Source organism: Dorea formicigenerans, from assembly GCF_025150245.1.
Taxonomy (GTDB): domain Bacteria; phylum Bacillota; class Clostridia; order Lachnospirales; family Lachnospiraceae; genus Dorea; species Dorea formicigenerans.
Window position 1 is genome coordinate 2,786,201 of the sequence record NZ_CP102279.1, and the last position, 20,418, is coordinate 2,806,618.

The 20,418-nt window shown below is 41.7% G+C and carries 17 protein-coding genes and 1 riboswitch; of the genes, 3 read left to right on the forward strand and 14 right to left on the reverse strand.

The window, feature by feature from the left end:
- Window positions 1–41 precede the first annotated feature (41 nt).
- Complete coding sequence (locus NQ560_RS13595; RefSeq protein ID WP_005333147.1) at window positions 42–1,427, reverse strand: TrkH family potassium uptake protein; 1,386 nt, start codon at window positions 1,425–1,427, stop codon at window positions 42–44.
- A 185-nt stretch (window positions 1,428–1,612) separates the two neighbouring features.
- Here NQ560_RS13595 and NQ560_RS13600 point away from each other — a divergent pair, with 185 nt between their 5' ends.
- Complete coding sequence (locus NQ560_RS13600; protein ID WP_005333146.1) at window positions 1,613–2,656, forward strand: aldose epimerase family protein; 1,044 nt, start codon at window positions 1,613–1,615, stop codon at window positions 2,654–2,656.
- Between the two features lie 83 nt (window positions 2,657–2,739).
- Here NQ560_RS13600 and NQ560_RS13605 read toward each other — a convergent pair whose 3' ends face one another.
- From NQ560_RS13605 to NQ560_RS13640, 8 genes are all read right to left on the reverse strand, one after another.
- Entirely contained in the window at window positions 2,740–3,678 is a 939-nt protein-coding gene (locus NQ560_RS13605; protein ID WP_005333145.1) for an SGNH/GDSL hydrolase family protein, read from the reverse strand.
- Between the two features lie 11 nt (window positions 3,679–3,689).
- The gene (locus tag NQ560_RS13610; RefSeq protein WP_005333144.1) at window positions 3,690–5,255 is read right to left on the reverse strand and encodes an MBOAT family O-acyltransferase; all 1,566 of its coding nucleotides are present in this window, start codon (window positions 5,253–5,255) and stop codon (window positions 3,690–3,692) included.
- Between the two features lie 72 nt (window positions 5,256–5,327).
- Entirely contained in the window at window positions 5,328–7,040 is a 1,713-nt protein-coding gene (locus tag NQ560_RS13615; protein ID WP_040015491.1) for a [FeFe] hydrogenase, group A, read from the reverse strand.
- Between the two features lie 16 nt (window positions 7,041–7,056).
- Window positions 7,057–8,934 (reverse strand): NADH-quinone oxidoreductase subunit NuoF, encoded by a 1,878-nt coding sequence (gene nuoF, locus NQ560_RS13620; protein ID WP_005333141.1) that lies wholly within the window; start codon window positions 8,932–8,934, stop codon window positions 7,057–7,059.
- A 3-nt stretch (window positions 8,935–8,937) separates the two neighbouring features.
- Complete coding sequence (locus NQ560_RS13625; RefSeq protein ID WP_005339454.1) at window positions 8,938–9,411, reverse strand: complex I 24 kDa subunit family protein; 474 nt, start codon at window positions 9,409–9,411, stop codon at window positions 8,938–8,940.
- A 150-nt stretch (window positions 9,412–9,561) separates the two neighbouring features.
- Window positions 9,562–10,491, reverse strand: coding sequence for a LysR family transcriptional regulator (locus tag NQ560_RS13630; RefSeq protein ID WP_040015490.1), 930 nt, complete (start codon window positions 10,489–10,491; stop codon window positions 9,562–9,564).
- A 5-nt stretch (window positions 10,492–10,496) separates the two neighbouring features.
- Window positions 10,497–11,165, reverse strand: a complete 669-nt coding sequence (locus tag NQ560_RS13635) for a YoaK family protein (protein ID WP_005333135.1) — start codon at window positions 11,163–11,165, stop codon at window positions 10,497–10,499.
- Window positions 11,166–11,261: 96 nt separating this feature from the next.
- Entirely contained in the window at window positions 11,262–12,188 is a 927-nt protein-coding gene (locus NQ560_RS13640; protein ID WP_005333133.1) for a LysR family transcriptional regulator, read from the reverse strand.
- A gap of 135 nt (window positions 12,189–12,323) precedes the next feature.
- A riboswitch (ZMP/ZTP riboswitch) is annotated at window positions 12,324–12,407 on the forward strand.
- Between the two features lie 141 nt (window positions 12,408–12,548).
- Here NQ560_RS13640 and NQ560_RS13645 point away from each other — a divergent pair.
- Window positions 12,549–14,234: a formate--tetrahydrofolate ligase gene (locus NQ560_RS13645; protein WP_005333131.1), complete on the forward strand. Its 1,686-nt coding sequence runs from the start codon at window positions 12,549–12,551 to the stop codon at window positions 14,232–14,234.
- Window positions 14,235–14,481: 247 nt separating this feature from the next.
- On the opposite strand, the gene NQ560_RS13650 is transcribed toward NQ560_RS13645, so the two are convergent.
- The 3 genes from NQ560_RS13650 to NQ560_RS13660 all read right to left on the reverse strand — a co-directional run bounded on the left by NQ560_RS13650 (window position 14,482) and on the right by NQ560_RS13660 (window position 17,401).
- Window positions 14,482–15,021, reverse strand: coding sequence for a nitroreductase family protein (locus NQ560_RS13650; RefSeq protein ID WP_005333130.1), 540 nt, complete (start codon window positions 15,019–15,021; stop codon window positions 14,482–14,484).
- 180 nt (window positions 15,022–15,201) lie between these two features.
- Entirely contained in the window at window positions 15,202–15,978 is a 777-nt protein-coding gene (locus tag NQ560_RS13655; protein ID WP_005333123.1) for a tRNA threonylcarbamoyladenosine dehydratase, read from the reverse strand.
- A gap of 109 nt (window positions 15,979–16,087) precedes the next feature.
- A complete protein-coding gene (locus NQ560_RS13660) occupies window positions 16,088–17,401 on the reverse strand; it encodes a Na+/H+ antiporter NhaC family protein (RefSeq protein WP_005333117.1) in 1,314 nt (437 codons plus the stop codon).
- 185 nt (window positions 17,402–17,586) lie between these two features.
- On the opposite strand from NQ560_RS13660, the gene NQ560_RS13665 reads away from it, so the two are divergent.
- Window positions 17,587–18,372 (forward strand): Uma2 family endonuclease, encoded by a 786-nt coding sequence (locus NQ560_RS13665; RefSeq protein ID WP_040015489.1) that lies wholly within the window; start codon window positions 17,587–17,589, stop codon window positions 18,370–18,372.
- Between the two features lie 86 nt (window positions 18,373–18,458).
- On the opposite strand, the gene NQ560_RS13670 is transcribed toward NQ560_RS13665, so the two are convergent.
- Both NQ560_RS13670 and aroD read right to left on the reverse strand, forming a co-directional pair.
- Window positions 18,459–19,391 (reverse strand): AEC family transporter, encoded by a 933-nt coding sequence (locus NQ560_RS13670; protein ID WP_005333114.1) that lies wholly within the window; start codon window positions 19,389–19,391, stop codon window positions 18,459–18,461.
- A 60-nt stretch (window positions 19,392–19,451) separates the two neighbouring features.
- Complete coding sequence (gene aroD / locus NQ560_RS13675; RefSeq protein WP_005333113.1) at window positions 19,452–20,213, reverse strand: type I 3-dehydroquinate dehydratase; 762 nt, start codon at window positions 20,211–20,213, stop codon at window positions 19,452–19,454.
- Window positions 20,214–20,418 lie beyond the last annotated feature (205 nt).

The following is a 20,418-nucleotide window of genomic DNA, read 5'->3' on the forward strand; positions in this document are numbered from 1 at the left end:
TGTATCTCCTCCATATCACATTTTCTTTCATTTTTCTTACTTTATCCTACCAGTATATTATTCGTCGGAAGTGTGCGCACCCTGTCTTTTTGATTCTTTTTTCCTGCAAACAAAAGTGCAATTGTCATAGGTCCGACTCTTCCAATATACATTAGTGCAATAATTACCGCCTGACTTTCCCTGCACAGATGGGAAGTCAGGTCTGCAGTCAGACCGACGGTTCCAAGCGCAGAAGCCGTCTCATACATAATGTTCAGAAAGGATAACCTGTCTGCTTCAAATACTGCAATCAATGTTGTTCCAGTTAAGTAACAGATCAGTGCAAGCACGACTGTCACAAATCCCATTCTGACATTTTGTGCGGATATTCTTCTTCCAAAACATTCCGTATCCTGTCCCCCACGGACAAATGCAATGCATGTAAGCATGAGCATTGCTATAGTAGTAGTCTTCACACCTCCTGCCGTTCCTCCAGGTGATCCTCCGATAAACATCAAAAGGATATTCAGAAATCTTGTCTCTTCATGCATACCTGCCTGTGAAAATGTAGAATATCCCGCTGTTCTGGTCGTCACTGACTGAAAGGCAGATGCCATCCATTTCTCTCCAAAACTTAAGTGTCCAATTGTATCCGGATTATGATATTCCAGTAAAAATGTCAGCAATGTTCCCACTGCCAGCAATATCAAGGTTGTTACGATTGCAAGCTTTGAATGCAACCGTAGCCTTGTAAACCACCATTTTCCAGGAATTTCTTTCTTTCGGATTTTTTTAATATTCCCCAGCACATCATACCAGACACTAAATCCAATACCACTTAAGATGATTAGAAGCATTGTCGTAATATTAATGAGTGGATTACAGATATATTTTGCCAGACTGTCTGAACCTAGTATATCAATTCCTGCATTGCAGAACGCAGATACCGAATGAAAGATGCTATACCCAATTCCACGCAGCAATCCATATTCCGGCACGAACTGCACTGCATAGAATAAAGCTCCCACGCCCTCAACCGTAAATGTTCCGATCAGAATTCTTCTGACCATTCCTACAATACCACCAATAGAATCTGCGTTATACGTCTCCTGGATAACCATACGCTCCCTGACAGTAATCTGTCTGCGTAAGAGAAAAAAGAATGCCGTTACACAGGCAATGATTCCAAGTCCGCCAATCTGTATCAATATCAACAAAATTACTTTTCCAAATAATGTGAATTGAGTTTGCGGAATGATTGTGACCAGCCCTGTCACACACACTGCAGATGCCGATGTAAATAACGCATCAAAGAATTCAATCGGCTTCTGGTTGCTGACCGGAAGCCATAAAAGAACTGCTCCGGTCACAATTACAAGCAAAAATCCGGTTACCAGAATCTTCATCGTATTCCAGCGGATATTTTTCTTTCTATTATATCTTTTCATATGTTTTCTTCCTTTGATTTTTCAATAACCACATTATGCTCTTTTTCTTTTCTTTTGTCTACTTTTTTATATATTCTATATAAGTCTATACTTTTTATTTCTTGCGAAACTTCTTTCCAGGTACTATACTAAATTTAGTTTCAGTTTTAGTTTTATATATTTGTTTTCTACGAGGAGATTGGATTATGATTACAACTACTGATTTCGGAACTTTATGTGACGGCAGAACAGTCAGATTATATACATTAAAAAATGACGCCATCGAACTTTCTGTCACAGATTACGGCAGCACTCTCGTACGCCTGCTCGTCCCGGATAAGAATGGCAAGCCAACGGATGTTGTCCTTGGCTATGATGATCTTGCAGGCTATGTGGCCGATGACACCTGCTTTGGAAATAATGTCGGCAGAAGTGCCAATCGTATCGGAGGTGCTTCATTTACACTGAATGGTACAGAATATAAACTGGCTGCCAACGATGGTGAAAATAATCTTCACAGCGGTCCGGACTCTTACTCGAAACGGATCTGGAACGTAGCCGCTAAAACAGACACCTCCATTACATTTTCTCTGGAAAGTCCTCATATGGATCAGGGATTCCCAGGAGCACTGACCATGTCTGTCACCTACGAGATTTCCGGCCAGAACGAAGAGCCTGCTTTCTCGATTACATACGAAGCAGTTCCGGATCAGGATACATTGATCAGCATGACGCACCACAGTTACTACAATCTGAACGGAGAAGGTTCCGGTGATATTCTGAATCATAAGGTTACGCTGGCAGCAGACTTCTATACTCCAACTGATGCTGCTTCTGTTCCAACCGGAGAAATTACTTCTGTCACCGGAACGGTTATGGATTTTCGTGACGGACGTTATCTTGGCACTGATATTGAAGATTCTACGTTACAGACTGCCCGCGGCTACGATCACAACTGGGTAATTGGAACCGGATATGGCGTTCCTCACAAAGTGTTGACCGCAACAGGTGACCAGAGCGGCATCTCCATGGACTTATCGACAGATTATCCTGGAATCCAGCTTTACACTGCCAACTATCTGGAGCATGTTGCCGGAAAGCAAGGGCATGTATACGAAGCAAGAGATGCTGTGTGCTTCGAGCCACAATATTTTCCAGATGCTATTCATCATCCGAATTTTCCAAGCCCCGTGGTAAAAGCCGGTGAAACTTATAAAAAACAAATTATTTATCATTTTTATACAGACTAACTGCAGTAAAATGATAAAAATCCCAAGATGGACAGCTCTTCTATAAGCTCTTCATCTTGGGATTTTTATGAAATTCTAACAACCTAATATCCTGTCTCCGTTGTATACTGCGATGCCATCGTATCCCAGCTCGTAAATTTCTCATCGCCTCTGTGATCCGGCAGCATATAATGCTCCTGCAAATACATGGTCATGTAATCTGTAACTTTATGTGCTCCTGACAGGTTCAAATGATCGCCTTTATCCAGGGTGTCATTTTTCCAGTCGATTCCCAGTTCCTTAAGCTTCTGATTAAAATCAATATAAGGAATTCCATACTTCCCGGCGTATTTTAGCACTGCATTGTATCTCTTGTAATTATGATTCACCGGAGAAGCCGATGTGTAAAGCAAGAGCTGAATTTTGTTTTTCTCACACAGTTTCCGGATTTTATCCAAATACCAGAGATTTATTTGGGGTATTTCTTTTTCCTTTTTCGTCTTCTTCATGTAACTGCCTTTGCTGTATGCTGCCACTCCCGACCGGATTGCAAAGCCTTTGTAAGACTGCCATCCTTCTGGTATCTGGTCATTCACAATATTTTTCCACAAATTATGATATTGTAACACCGGAAAATAATACATAGCTGTATCGCTGATAGAACTGCGCAGACTATCCGGTGTATTCGTATAGCGAAACAACATATTAGTTTCCAATAGTACGACCTGTGGTGACTGATAATCTAAAGCATGCTTTAACATATAATATGATTCCGAAATACGCTGACCAGATTGTCCACATATATAACTTGTAATTCCGGTACTTTTCCACAATTCCATCGGAGATATCGACGTCATGCTCTCGCTGTCCCCAAGTACAAGCATATCTATAGAATCTTTTTGTTCTTTCTGAATACCGACATAGCTGTTATATCTTCCCGGCAGCCCTGCAAGTCTGCCGATATAGATACGTTCTATCCAGTCAGATAACATCACCGTACTGCATATCACTATAAATATAAATATTCCTATCTTTTTCTTCATGCCTATATCCTCTAAAATCCTGCATAAATCAAATCAATCATCTGATAACCTTCTCCATATGCCCCAAAGATCAGAATTGCCATAACAAGACCATAACAAATGACCCATTTTCCAGGAACAAATGCTTTTTCAACCGTGCAGATCCACTGTTTTTGACACATTTTTGTTTCTTTCGGCCAATACTCCTTTATCAGATCTGCGAAAAATACTATCATACAGCCAATTATTATAATTCTGAAATCATTCTGATCCAAACCTAATGTAAGCAAGGTGCCATCCTTAAACGTCTCTGTCTTGAATCCCTGAAAGATACTTTTAAACATATGAAATCCCTGACGGAAGCCATCTCCTCGGAAAAACATTTCACCCGTGAATATGATGATCAGCATCTTCACTGTCTGAAATGCTTTATAGAACATACACTCTGGATTAATATGAAGTACTGCAAGAATTCTGTCTCTTACCGGTTCCAATGCAAGTCCCATAAAAATCAATCCAAAGTAATATAATCCGTAAAAAATGTAATTCCATTTCGGACCATGCCACAGACCATTACTGATCCATACCGGGAAAAGTGCCATTGCTGCAATTCCCATTCTCGCCACATATTTTCCAAAATCCCCTTTGAAATGTTTTCTCGTAAATTTATTCCACTTTCTGGCCGTCTTGGAAATGGATACTGGATAAAAGATATAGTTTTTGAACCAGACACCAAGCGTAATGTGCCATCGTTTCCAGAAATCTGTACATGTCTTTGCAAAAAACGGCTGACTGAAATTCTCCGGCAGGCGAATTCCAAAAAGTCCGGCACTTCCGATGACCATATCCATACAGCCCGAAAATTCCATATACAACTGTATCGTATAAGAAATCGCCGCTACCACGATCACGGCACCACTGTAGCTCTCGTATCCGACATACACCTTGTCGACCAGCACTGCAAGCCTGTCCGCAATAATCATCTTTTTAAACAATCCCCAGATGATCCGATAACAGCCCTTAAAAACATTCTCTGCTTTTACAGATTCATTTTTAAACAACGTATCTTCCACATCTTCCCATCTGCAGATCGGACCTTCTACGATTACCGGGAAGAATCCAAGAAACAATGCGGTTTTCACCAGACTGTACTCTGCCTTTACCTTTCCCCAGTACACATCTGCCATATATCCGATTGCAGATAGTGTATAAAAAGAAATTCCAATTGGCAAAAAGATCAGTTGATCTTGATAGCTCCAGTCTATATGAAGCACCATTGCCAGCTTCGAAACATTTCCAAAGAAAAAATTTCGATACTTCAGACACAAAATCGTTCCCAAAAGCAAAAGAATTCCTAACTGAAATACTCTCTTTTTTCTCTTGTCGCGCTTGTCCATCGTATCCATCCAGATACAGATATGGTGTGTCAGAAATGTTGTCCCGATCAGATAAATAATTAATTTTTCACTAAAGCTCCAGAAAAACAAATAACTAAATATGAGCAATGTATAACTTCTCCATTTTGCCGGAGTGATCTGATAGAAAAGAAGTGCTGCCGGCAAAAAAAGGAGTAAGTATGGTGTTGTGTGATAAGCCATAATAACCCTCTCTTTCACACTCCACTATACACTCCTTTTCTTAAGATTTTCTGTAGTTTTACTGAATTATTCCTATTTATTTTTTTCTTTTTCTGCTTCTGCAAAATTTCTGTGCAGAAGTTCATGTGTTTTACCTTTCAAAAGTCCTTCATACAAAGACTGTACCATCGGATTTTCATCTGATTTCTTAATCTGGGTATTGACATCTGCCTTATACAGTCCCTGCATACGTGCTTCTCTCGTATGTGCACCTGCATCCAGTGGCTGTCCGCCACCCATGACACATCCGCGTCTGCATGCCATAACTTCTACAAAATCATAATGAATCTCTCCGCTCTTAATCTTCTTCAGCAGCTGGTCTGCATTTGCAAGGCCGCTTACGATTGCAGCTTTGATCTCTTTGCCATTATAATCATAGACAATCTCTTTGATTCCATCATCACCGCGCACTCCGCTGGACTTCAATTCTTCCATATCTGCACGCTTGTGTCCCTGTGTAATCTTACGAAGAACAGCTTCTGTGACTCCTCCGGTCACTCCAAAGATCACTCCGGCTCCGGAACCAATTCCAAATGGTACATCTGCAGATTCGATTTCAACCTGGTCAAACATAATTCCTGCCCGCTTAATCATAGAAATCAATTCGGTTGTTGTCAGAACATAATCTATGTCCTGTCTGCCATTCGTTTTCGATTCTGGACGAAGAATTTCTTCTTTCTTTGCCGTACATGGCATAATTGATACAGATACTAATTTTTTACCGGCATTATTTTCCGGATTCTTATAGTATTCTCTTACGACTGCTCCAAACATCTGCTGTGGTGAACGGCAGCTAGACAGATGTGGAACAAATTCCGGATAACGGTTCTCGCAGAATTTCACCCACGCCGGACAGCATGAGGTAAATAACGGAAGATTTTCTCCTGCGTTGAATCTCTCCATAAATTCTTTCGACTCTTCCATAACTGTCAAATCAGCTCCATATGCTGTGTCATAGACCTCATCAAAGCCAAGTCTGTGAAGAACTCCGACCAGTTTCCCCATCACATTCTCACCCTTTGGAATTCCGAATTCCTCACCTGCTGCCACACGTACAGCCGGTGCAATCTGGGCAATTACAATGGTATCTTTATCAGCAAGCGCATCCCAGACAACATCAATATTCGTCTTGATACTGATTGCTCCGGTCGGACAGACAACACGGCACTGTCCACAGTTTACACAGTCTGTCTGGGCAATTGGCTTATTAAATGCAGGAGATACAATTGCTTCTGTTCCACGATAGGCAAAATCAATGGCATTTACTCCCTGTACATTGTCGCACATACGCACACAGTCACCACAGAGAATACATTTATTTGGATCACGTACAATTGCTGGTGAACTGTCATCAATCGGATGTGGCTCTTTTGTATTCTCAAATCGGACATCGTGCACTCCCAGCCTGTGTGCAAGATCCTGGAGATGACATTCCCCACTCTTGATACAGGTTGTACAATCTCTGCAGTGCGATGCTAAAAGCAATTCTATAATCTGCTTTCTGTATTTTATCAGTCTTGGTGTATTCGTATAAATGACCATTCCGTCCTTCGGTTTTTCTGAACAGGAAGCAAACGTCTTTCCCCATTCATTTTCTACAGTACAAAGACGGCATGCACCGTAAATGGATAATTCAGAATGGTAGCATAATGTTGGTATATCTATTCCGGCTTTGCGGATAACGGCCAGAACGTTTGGTTCATCCGTGAATTCCACACGCCGTCCATCAATCATCATTGATCCCATATTCTTTCCTCCTCGGTTATTCTGTATAGACTGCACCAAAGGAACAATTCTCTAAACATGCTCCACATTTGATACATTTTGCGCTGTCGATCACATACGGTGATTTAATCTTGCCTGTAATGGCACCAACCGGACAATTTCTTGCACACTTGGAGCATCCCTTACATTTTTCCGGATTGATCTTATAATTCCGGAGATTTGCACAGATACCGGCACGGCATTTCTTATCACGGATATGCTCTTCATATTCTTCCCGGAATGCCTGAATCGTGCTGATTACCGGTTTTGGCGCACTCTTTCCAAGACCGCAGAGAGCTGTGTTTTCAATCATATCAGCTAACTCTTCCAGCTCTTCGATGTCCCCTTCTCTTCCTTCTCCGGCAACGATACGCTCCAGAATCTCCAGCATACGCTTCGTTCCCTCACGGCATGGTACACATTTTCCACAACTTTCACGCTGCGTAAAATTCATAAAGAATCTTGCAACTTCAACCATACAGGTATTCTCATCCATAACAACCAGTCCGCCAGAACCGATCATGGCACCAATCTTCGTCAGTGAATCAAAGTCCATCTTACTGTCCAGCTGTGATTCTGTCAGACATCCTCCTGATGGTCCTCCGATCTGAACAGCTTTAAATTTCTTGCCATCACGGATTCCGCCGCCAATATCAAAGATGATCTCTCTTAACGTAATACCCATCGGCACCTCGATCAGACCAGTATTATTTACATTTCCCGTCAGGGCAAATGCTTTCGTTCCCGGACTTTCCGGTGTTCCGATTCCTGTATACCAGTCAGCTCCATGCTTCACGATCATCGGTACATTCGCATAAGTCTCAACATTATTCAGAACCGTCGGTTTTCCAAACAATCCCTTTTCAACGGTTCTAGGCGGTTTTACACGCGGCATTCCACGCTTACCTTCAATGGATGCTGTCAGGGCTGAGCCCTCACCACATACGAAAGCTCCTGCTCCACGGTTGATATGTAAATGGAAGCTAAATCCTGTTCCCAAAATATTGTCTCCCAGAATTCCAAGCTCTTCTGCCTGTCTGATTGCAATGCGAAGTCTGCTGACTGCCAGCGGATATTCCGCACGGACATAAATATATCCTTCCTGTGCCTGTACCGCATAGGCTGCAATCATCATACCTTCGATCATGCGGTGCGGATCTCCTTCCATGATGCTTCTGTCCATGAATGCTCCCGGATCTCCTTCATCACCATTGCAGACGACATAACGGATCTTTTCTTTCTGTCCGGCAACCTGGGACCATTTTCTTCCAGTCTGGAAACCAGCGCCTCCACGTCCACGCAGATTTGACTGGGTAATCGTCTTGATTACGGCCTCCGGCGTCATCTCAAATACAGCTTTTTCAAATGCTTCATATGCACCTACTGCCAGTGCATCCTCAATATGTTCTGCATCAATGTGGCCGCAGTTTTTCAGAACAAGTCTTGTCTGTTTTGCATAGAATGGAATTTCTTCCTGAGTCTGATAGACCTCATTATCCTGCTTGTACATCAGACGTGTGACTGGCTCTCCATGGAGGACTGACTTTTCAAAGATTTCTTCACAGTCTTCCAGCTTTACTTTTAAGTAGAGATAATTATAAGGTTCAATTCTGACAAGCGGACCCATCTCGCAAAAGCCATGACATCCACTTTTCTTTACGCCGACATGTTCTCCATGTGCAATCTCTGCTCCGATTCTGACCTCAACATGATCCATACCCGCTGTCAGTTCACTGAATCTGTCAAAGATTTTGTCAGAACCACCTGCAAGACATCCGGTCCCTCCACAGACCAGTATCTTACATGTTTCTTTATTTCTCTTCTCCTGGCATTGTTCACGCAGGAGTGTAAGTTGTGTTCTGTTTTCCAGTTTCATCTGTTATTCCTCCCGCAGTTTTTTGATTAATTCACTCATTTTTTCCGGTGTCATCTTACCATACACCTCGTCATTGATCATGACTGCCGGTGCAAGTCCGCATGCGCCAAGACAGGAAACGGTCTCTACTGTAAATAACTGATCATCTGTTGTGTGTTTATCTTTATTAAGCCCCAGCTCTTTATATAATCCTTCCAGTATCGGAATTGATTTACGCACATGACAGGCCGTACCATCACAGACTTTAATAACATATTTGCCCTTTGCTTCAAACGAGAAGTTCTCATAAAAACTTGCAACGCTGAAAGCCTTTGCTTCTGAAATGCCAATTTTTCCGGCCACATAACTTAATAATTCCGGTGGAAGATAGCGGTATTCCTCCTGAATATCCTGGATAATCGGAATCAGCGACCGCTCTTCACGCGTGTGACAGGCAATAATCTCATCTGTCTTCTCGTAATAAGATGCGTCTAACATAAAAAACCTCCTCATGAATCAAATTTATTCTATTTCTATTTTATCTCAATTTTTATTGCCATGAAAATATCAATAAAGCATGAGTGATATATACTTTTACATATATTTATTAGTTTCAAGTAACTTTAAAGGTCAAAAAAAGAAGCCTCGCTATTTTGAGACTTCTATTGCTTCTTTCTTCAGCTGCCGGATAAACTCCCGTTCATCTTCACCCAGAAACTTTCTGCCCGGATATACCATAACATCTTTCATCCGCCGCTGCTGCCATTCTATCTTACGCTGTGCCAGTCCATTTCTTCGGAGAAGTTCTTCCGGAATCGGTGACACCCACATATAGGTTCCCGGTATATCTTTCAGAAGCATAAACTGATTGCCTCGCTCATATACATGAATCCGTCTGTGTGCATTCTGATTCTCCGGCGTTTCCTTAATGTCCAGATACTCCCCGTTCGGCAGTCTGGAATCTCCGTGTATCAGCTCGATATAAGGTTCCAGATCTTCATATCCATTCAGTTTTTTCGTTGCCAGCGGATCATTCTCATTAACAACAAGACGATACTGGAAATCCATGATTTTTTCATATTCCAGACCTCTTAAATGAATAATGGAATAGTAATATTCTTCATATTTGTCTTCCATCCGGATCAGCGCAAGATTGTAATGCTTCTTTGTAAGATTGTCCAGCGCTTGGACAGAATTGCACTCCCGGATATGCAGTCTCAGCTCTTCTGCATCTCTCACCTGCTCTACATACTTTCCAAATGCATAAGATGCATAGCTGGCTCTTGGTATAGAAATTTTCATCTCTACATCAGTCCCTTTTTTATTTCCCGGGAATTTACGGTTCAACCCTTCAATTTCCTGAATGACCTGTCTCGCCTGCGCAATAAACTGCTGCCCTTCCCTGGTAGGAACCATTCCCCTCGCTGTCCGCACGAAGAGCTGGATCTGATATTCCTCTTCCAGATTCCGGATTGCCTTACTGATGTTCGGCTGTGCAACATACAAACGCTTGGATGCCGCGCTCACCGAACCACACTGTGCAATTTCAATGATATATCTTAACTCTGTTATATTCATTTTTATCACTCACTCTCAAACATTAATAAAAAGCTGAGTCCCAGAAGAATACAGGAAATCCAGATCATATGGATTCCAAAATGTTCTGTCAAGTTGCCGCCAAGTCCTGCTCCGATTGCAAATAAAAAGATAATTCCAAAATAATAAGCGGCCTGCTTTAACTGCTCTGTTTTTTTATCCTGCAGATAATGAGAAAATGCTGCTGTTCCACTTCTTAAGTTGCCGATACACATGGTACTTGCATAGGAATAACCACCCATCTTCCGGAATGTCTGCACCTGCATTGCACAGGCAAAGGACACAAAAATCGTCGCTGTCATATTCAGACTGTGCGGAATAAATCCTACGACAAATAATATGACGATCTCTGCAAGCAGAATCCCCTGCCTCCAGTGAAGCCGTCTGGCATATTTATACCGCATCTGAATCTGATCTGCCACGAAAACTCCAAGAACAAATGCTATAAGAGGCAGCAAATATCGTACTCCGGCTTTCCAGTCTCCGGTCATAAAATGCTGACTCATCAATACTACATTTCCTGTCTGCGCGTTAGAAAAAACTTCATTTCTCGTATTATATGTATAAGCGTCCTGAAAACCTCCTGATAACGCCAGAAATGCACTGTTTATAAATGCCTCTGACATCTGCTTTCCCGAAAAATTCTTACCGACCATGTGTAACACCTCTACTCATCCTTTGTATTTTCAGTTTCCTATTATATAGATGCACATGTCAAAAGTCAATTTCACCGTTTTGCCGGTATATAAATTTTATATCAAGAATGCCTCGGCATTCTTCCAGCTGATATATTTTCGCAGAGCCTGAATATAAAATTCACTCATCCGGCTCCCACGAATTCTGTGGTGCGTCAGAATTCCAATCTCCATATCTCCTTCTTCTTTTAAAGGTACTGCCACAATATTAGCTCCGTTCAGTTCCTCATCAATGACTCCACTACACACCGTATATCCATTCAGTCCAATCAGTAAATTAAAAAGTGTCGCGCGGTCACGTACACGGATATTCTTCGCACGCTCTGTAGTACTGAATATTTCCTCTGAAAAGTAAAAAGAGTTGTGTTCTCCCTGTTCAAAAGACAGATATGGGTATGTCTTTAAATCTTCCATCGTTACAGATTCTTTTCCTGCCAACGGATTTGAAGTACTGACGAAAATGTGTGGTTTGGCCGTAAATAAAATCTCAAATTCCAGATCATTTGCCTTGATGATCTTCTTTAATACGGTCCGGTTAAAATCGTTCAGATACAAAATTCCAATCTCACTTCTCATCTTCGCCACATCATCGATGATCTCATATGTCTGTGTCTCTCGAAGAGAAAAATCATAATTGTCCCCGCCAAATTCTTTGATTAGGTCAACAAATGCATTGACTGCGAAAGAATAATGTTGTGTAGAGACACTAAATTCTTTCTTGCCTCCTGCCTGAAGCTTATAGCGCTCTTCCAAAAGTGATGCCTGCTCCAGCACCTGCCTTGCATATCCTAAAAATATCGCTCCATCCTTTGACACTTCGATTCCCTTATTCGTCCTGTCAAAAATGATAATTCCCATCTCTTGTTCCAGTTCTCTAATTGCTTTTGTGAGTCCTGGCTGAGAAACAAAAAGACGACGGGCTGCTTCGCTCATAGTGCCTGTCTCCGCAACGGTCGTCACATACCTTAACTGCTGTAATGTCATCACATGCCCTCCTGTCGTTGGTTTCTCAAAAATTTACTTTAAAATTGCCTAACTATTGTAACATTTTACCTTATAAATATCAACGAAGTTCATTTTTTCATTGACTTTTAGTTCCGGATACCATAAGATATTACTAAGCATTCTGATGACTGACGGATAATTGTGGAGTACCACAGAGGAATCAGAAGTCGTATTAAGCCGACCGTCTGGGCAACATTTATCCTAACGATAGATGTTGTCCTTTTTTATTAATGCCAGGGGGATAAGCCATAGACCCTGCATGTGTTTACGCATGCAAGGTCATCTGCCTGGCATGTACTTATCTAGCGACGTGAGGCTTGCATTAAACCAGGGAGGGAAATGAAGATGAAAACTGATATCGAGATCGCACAGGAGTGTACAATGGAACCAATCACTGCCATTGCAGACAAAGCCGGAATCCCGGACGAATACTTAGAGCAATATGGCAAATACAAAGCAAAGATTGACTACAATTTCTTAAAGAAATCCCAGAACAAAGATGGCAAATTAATTCTTGTCACAGCAATCAACCCGACACCTGCCGGAGAAGGAAAGACAACCACAACTGTCGGACTTGCTGATGCAATGCAACGTCTGAATAAAAAGGTTATGGTCGCACTTCGCGAGCCTTCTCTTGGACCTGTATTCGGAATCAAAGGCGGTGCTGCCGGTGGCGGATATGCGCAGGTTGTACCAATGGAGGATATCAACCTTCACTTCACCGGTGACTTTCACGCAATTGGAGCTGCCAACAACTTATTAGCAGCCCTCATCGACAACCATATTTACCAGGGAAATGAATTAAATATCGACCCACGTAAAATTGTATGGAAACGCTGTGTTGACATGAATGACCGCCAGCTTCGTTTTGTAACAGACGGACTTGGTGGAAGAATCAATGGCGTACCAAGAGAGGACGGATATGACATCACTGTTGCTTCCGAAATCATGGCTGTTCTGTGTCTGTCTAAAGACATTACAGATTTGAAAGAAAGACTTGGCCGCATCATTGTTGGTTATACATATGGAAAGATTTCTGAGCAAAAACCAGTAACCGCTCACGACCTTCACGCAGAAGGAGCTATGTGCGCACTGTTAAAAGATGCTTTGAAGCCGAACCTTGTTCAGACACTGGAGCACACTCCGGCGATTATTCACGGTGGACCATTTGCAAATATCGCACACGGCTGTAACTCTGTAACAGCTACAAAGATGGCTCTGAACCTCGCTGATTACGCCATCACAGAAGCCGGATTTGGTGCCGACCTCGGTGCTGAGAAATTCCTGGATATCAAGTGCCGCATGGCTGGTTTGAAGCCAAACGCAGTTGTTATCGTAGCAACAGTACGCGCTCTGAAATACAACGGCGGTGTTGCAAAAGCGGATCTGAACCAAGAGAACTTAGAGGCTCTGGAAAAAGGTATCCCGAACCTGATGAAACATGTAAATAATATTAAAAATGTATACGGACTTCCTTGTGTTGTTGCAATCAATGCATTCCCAACAGACACAAAGGCTGAGCTTGATCTTGTAGAAGCAAAATGTAAAGAAGTTGGCGTCAACGTTGCTCTCTCTGAGGTATGGGCAAAAGGCGGCGAAGGTGGTCTTAAGCTGGCAGAAGAAGTGATCCGCTTATGTGATGAGCCAAATGACTTCCACTACTGCTATGAGGAAGATACAACGATCCAGGAGAAATTAGACCAAATCGTACAGAAAGTTTACGGTGGAAGAAAAGCTGTCCTGACACCTGCTGCCCAGAAACAGGCAAAACAGCTCTCTGACCTTGGATTTGAAAATGCTCCGATCTGTATGGCAAAGACTCAATACAGTTTAACAGATGATGCCACTAAACTCGGTGCACCGACAGATTTCGACGTTACTGTAAGAAACTTAAAGATTTCTGCAGGAGCCGGATTCATCGTAGCATTGACCGGAGATATCATGACTATGCCAGGACTTCCAAAAGTACCGGCTGCTGAAAGAATTGATGTCGACGCAGAAGGAAAGATTACAGGATTGTTCTAAAATTTCTGCATTCTTGCTACGCCATTAATTAAAGAGGACATATGCAAACTCACCTAAAAAACGGTTCAGACAGTGCATATGTCCTCTTAATTATGCTCGTAAAATTGCAAAAAATTGACTATCGTTCGATACAGCCAGCCATATCTCTTATAATTTACGGCGACTTCAAGACTTCTCACTATATTTATCAATACAAATTTTTATATTCTGTTCTTATATGTTATATCCGTTGAATCTAATATTTTCTTTAGAAGAATTTTGCGATTTCTTCTAATTCTTTTCTTTTTGGCATATTGGCTTCTTTTGCTTTGTAACCAACCGCGATGACTGCCACTACATTTTCTGTCTCAGGAATATTAAGCATCTCACGAATAGCTTCGCCGTCCCGGATTCCCATGACTAATGTGTCAAGCCCAAGCTCTGTTGCCTTGAGAAGCAGATTCTCATTCTGCAGTCCAAGATCATAGTATCCCCAGCCGTCTCCAGCTTCATTTACCGGATTTCCATCATTATCAAATCCAACGAGTCCTTTTACAAATGTTGTAACGATTAACGCGCCGGCACCTGCTGAATTTTTCTGATTGAATTCCGGCAGACATTTTTGACTGAATTCTGCAACCTTGTCCTCGGATAATACACAGTAATATCTGGAAGTCTGTGTATTTTTCCATGACGGTGCAAGACTTGCTGCCTTGATCAAAGTCTCCACCTGCTCTTTCGTTACTTTCTTCTCAGCATCATAATGCCTGATGCTCCGTCTCGTTTCAAATGCTGTCTGTAATTCCATAAAAAGTACCTCGCTTTCTAAATATCTGTTTCATAACAACATTGTCATATAAAGTGGAATATAAGTAATCCCATCTTGATATTTCAAGTCCTTAATCCAAAACTGTGTGCCCCTTCAGAAGATATTCCACTTCTGACTGACCACACAGTTCAAGTTTTTTGTTATCTTCGATCGTCTTGTCTAGTTAAAATAAATTGCGCGCTCCTCTACAGTCAGATCCTTAATGACCTCTCCGGCAATGATTAATCCAACGACTGATGGTACAAATGCCACACTTCCTGGAATGTCACGCCTCTCTGTGCATTTGTGTTTTGCACCCGGAGGGCAGATGCAGTGATTTCTGCAGCTGATAGCCATATCCTCCAGTGGTCTCGTTGGCTTCTCCTCGGAATATACCACTTTCAATTTCTTCACGCCACGCTGTTTTAACTCACGGCGCATAACCTTCGCAAGTGGACACATCTTTGTCTTGTAAATATCTGCCACACGAAATGCACTTGGATCAAGTTTATTACCAGCTCCCATACTACTGATAATCGGCACTTTCATCTCTTTTGCTTTCATAACAAGTTCAATTTTGGCAGTCACCGTATCTACCGCATCAACCACGTAATCATACTGAGCAAACGGAAACTCCTCTGCATTCTCCGGAAGGAAAAAACATTTGTGAACATTTACTTCAATATCTGGATTGATGTCCAACATTCTCTCCTTCATCACATCTGTTTTATACTGTCCAACAGTCTTTCTCGTAGCAATAATCTGACGGTTCAAATTCGTCAGGCACACCTTATCATCATCAATCAAATCAAAATGACCGACTCCGCTTCTTACAAGAGCCTCACACACATATCCACCGACTCCGCCAATACCAAACACTGCGACTCTGGAATTCTTTAATTTATCCATTGCTTCTTTTCCTAGCAATAACTGTGTTCTTGAAAACTGATTTAACATCTGTTGCAGTCCCCTTTTCTTACCATTTCAATAGGTTATCATTATATAAGAAATAAATGTCATTGTCAATTTTTCCAAAAGTTATTCGGCAAAATCAGTTTTTATCCACTTATGAAACTTTCTTCTGAGGAATTATAAAAATAAATATCAGCGAACTGACTAACAATAATCCCGGATAGAACAACTTCGGTATTACATCAAATGCTGAAAGTTCATGCCCCATCTCGTGAATTGCAGACAATGCCACCAACATCTGCGCACCATAAGGAATGACTCCCTGTGAAATACAGGAAAATGTATCCAACAGTGATGCTGCTTTGCTGTGTGTAATTCCATATTCTTCAGACATCTCCACTGCAATTGGATTTGCCATGACAATAGCCACCGTGTTATTCGCCGTTGCGATATCCATTGCAGCTACTAAAAGCCCCATGCCAAACTGACCGCCCTTTCGTCCACGAAATATCCTGCGTATCACAGACAGCAGCGCCTCAAAGCCGCCATACTCGCGAATCAACGCACACAATGCTGCTACCAGTACCGCTACCATACAAGTCTCAAACATTCCGGAAATTCCAGATCCCATGCTGCTGATCAAATCCACAAAACTTGTCTGTCCTGTCGCAAGCATAATTACAATTCCAGAGAAAATACCAATCAAAAGTACGAGAAATACATTGATTCCGATAATACCGCCAATCAGTACTAAAATATATGGAACCATCTGAATCAGATGATACTCATGGTTCACTGCCCCGCCAAGATCCGTGCGCAATGACAATACAAGTATCAGACCTAACGTTACCAATGCTGCAGGAAATGCAATCCAGAAATTCTCCCGGAATTTATCCTTCATCGGACAGCCCTGTCCGTTGCACGCCGCAATCGTCGTGTCTGATATAAAAGAAAGATTGTCCCCAAACATAGCACCACCCATGACCGAACCGATGCAGAGCGCCAGATCAAATCCTGAAGCATCAGAAACTGCCGCTGCGATCGGGGCAATCAATGTAATTGTTCCGACTGAAGTTCCCATAGCTGTTGATACAAAACACGCAACTACAAATAACACCGCCACGGAAAACTTGGCCGGAATCAGTGAAAGCATGAAATATGCCACACTCTCTGCACTGCTTCTTCCCACAACTCCAACAAAGCTCCCCGCCACAAGGAATATCAACAACATTGTAATAATATTCTTATCTGCCAGTCCCTGCGCCATGATGGACAATTTATCATCAAAACTGACTTCCCTGTTTTGAAAACAGGCCACTAAAATTGCCACCATAAATGCAAGTACAATTGGAATGTTGTAAAATCCCATCGGTATCTTCATCACGTATTCAAAAACAATTCCAAGCCCCAGATACAAAACCAAAAATACACCAATTGGCATAAGTGCCTTTGGATTACTCTTTTTCATAATTTCCCCAGTCCTCTCATCTTTTCTTTTTCATTATCATAGTCTATTCCATGCCTCCCAGTCAAGTTATTTTAATAGTTTTTAACCGTTTACGGTTATTTTTTAATTTTCGGATATTCATCATTGACTTTCACCCGTTTTATAGATATACTAATTTTAACAAAATATTTCAAGGAGGCGCTGTTATGAAGTCATTAGGGGAAGAATTCAAAGAAAGAAAAAACGAACTTGGTATTACAACAGAACAGCTTTCCAGACTGTCCGGCATACCGACAGGTACCATCAACAAGATTCTGAATGGCGAGACAAAATCTCCACGCTATGCAACATTGAAGGCACTGAATGATGTCCTTTTTAGAGATATCGATTCCGGTATCGATGGAATCAGAGAGACCGCTGCAGCCTATACTGTTTCTTCCGATAAGAAACAGGGCGAATACACTCTGGACGACTACTATGCCCTCCCGGACGACGTTCGAGCCGAACTCATCGACGGGCATCTGATTTTTCTGGAAGCGCCCCGCTCTGTACATCAGGAACTTATCAGCGAACTATTAATGGACATCGGTTTTTATATTCGCAAAAATAAAGGCCCATGTAAAGTCCTTCCAGCGCCACTTGATGTCCAGCTCGACTGCGATAACCGCACGATGATCCAGCCGGATATTTCCGTAATCTGCCAGCTCGACCGGCTCGTGGAGAAAGGAGTCTACGGCGCACCGGACTTCTGTATTGAGATTGTGTCTCCTTCCAGCCGCAGCCGTGATTACATAAAGAAAGTTTCCAAATACCAGAACGCCGGTGTCCGGGAATACTGGATTGTAGATCCGAAGCGTGAAACTGTACTGTGCTACTACTTTGAAGGCGACGATTATCCTCATATGTATACATTTGATGATATTATCCCTGTTATGATTTATGATGGAAAACTGGAGATTAATTTTGCTGATATAAAAGACAGATTGATCTAAGCATACAGCAGCGTACGCCACAGCGACAATTTAAAGTACCAAAAAATGTGTTTGAAATATCTCTGAAATGTGTTCAAAATATGAAATCATATAATTTTCTCATATAGTAATACCATAATCGGCATCGTCACAATCGCAAGTAACGTTGTCATAACATTAATTGCACTACTATATTTTGAATTCCCGCCGTATACCTGGCACATCTGTGTAATAGTTGATGCTGACGGCGTAATAACAGCAAGGAATATAACAAGCAGAATTTTCTCACCTTGTGGATGCCATGTAACCAGACCACTGATTTTCAGAATAATCAGTGCCAGCACCGGCACAAGCAACAATCTTAGAAATGTAACTGCGTATACTCTTCGATTTGTAAATATATCCCGAAGGTTCATACCAGCAATCAACATACCGGTTACAATCATACTTACCGGCCCAATCGTGCTTCCCACTGCACGAAGTGTATCATCTACAATCACCGGCAAATGAATCTTCAGCAAAAACAAAACCGCTCCTATGAAAATTGCAATCATATTGATGTTAAGCACAATCTTTTTCCAGTCAATCCTATCCCCTGAACTGATAATATATTTTCCATGTGTCCACATAAAAATCAACTGCACAGCCATGAATACACACCCGTATACGACCCACTCGTCCCCCAGTACATAAGCCACAATCGGTACAATCAGATTTCCGGAATTAGAGTAGTATATAGAAGCGACCTCCACTTCATCCAGATAAAATATTTTTCCCATAATCCATACTGCTATCAATAATAAGACTTGCAAAACTATCGAAGTAACCAGCGCAAGAAACATACCTTGTACTTTATCCGGCGTATAATCTATCTGAAATGCATTGATCATAACACACGGAATCACAATATATAAGACAATTTTCGACAAAATTTTGCTGTCATCGTCCGTTACAAGTCCCAGCTTCACTATCACATATCCCATGAGAATCATGAGAAATAATTCGGCAATCTGTTCTGCAAGCAATACACTAATCTGCATAATCGAATTCAAGTCCTTTCTTATCAAGTCTATGCTTTAACCAAAAATAATTCATACTTATTATAAACTCTTGTGTATGATTCCAAGTACCGTTCTTAATTCTTCCACATCAATCTGTCCCGGTGCAGATACTTTTCCCGCCGCACCAAATGTAAGTGCTGAGCCAAAGACTTCCCCACACATGCGGCTTACTACCCCAGTTCCTGCCATAGACATTGTAATAACCGGGCGGTCTGCATAGCATCGTCTCATTTCTTCCGTAGCAGACAAAAGTGTCAGAACATCTTCTGTGCTCTGCGGCATCACCGCAATCTTTGAAATATCAGCTCCAAGTTCCTGCATTTTTCGCATACGTGAAATTAATTCTGCTTTCGGAGGTGTCTTCCTAAAATCATGATTAGAAGCAATTACCTTTACTCCACATTCATGCGACGTTTTTACAACTTTTTCCACATATGTATCCCCGATAAATGCTTCTACATCCACAAGGTCCACATACCCGCTTTTCGCAATTTTTTCATTCAGCTCTACATATTCATCTGGTTCTATCGCGCGCTCGCCACCTTCCTTCGCGGTGCGAAATGTAAAAAGAATCGGTGTCTCTCCAAGAATATCTCTCAACTGCTTCGCAGCATTTTCCACACTTTCGTAATTATTCACTTCCTCGAACCAGTCCACACGCCACTCCACTACATCTGCTCCTATCTCACAGATATGCTTCGCCTGATTCAAAATCTCATCTATCATCTTACCAACAATCGGTACACAGATTTTCGGAATAGCCTCACCAATTGCAACATTTCTTACTACTACAGGTTTCATAATCTAGTCCTTCCAGCTAATATTTGCCTCCAGTATATCACAAATATAAAAAAAGGGACACCGTTAATCACTAATGGGGACGTAGTACTTTGACGTTTCAATGTCATTAAGTTAAGGATAAAATTGTAATTATTGAGGCTTTGACACTTCTTTTTATGGATTGTCAAGGCTTCTTGTTTTTCAAGGATACTACAAGTAAGCAGCG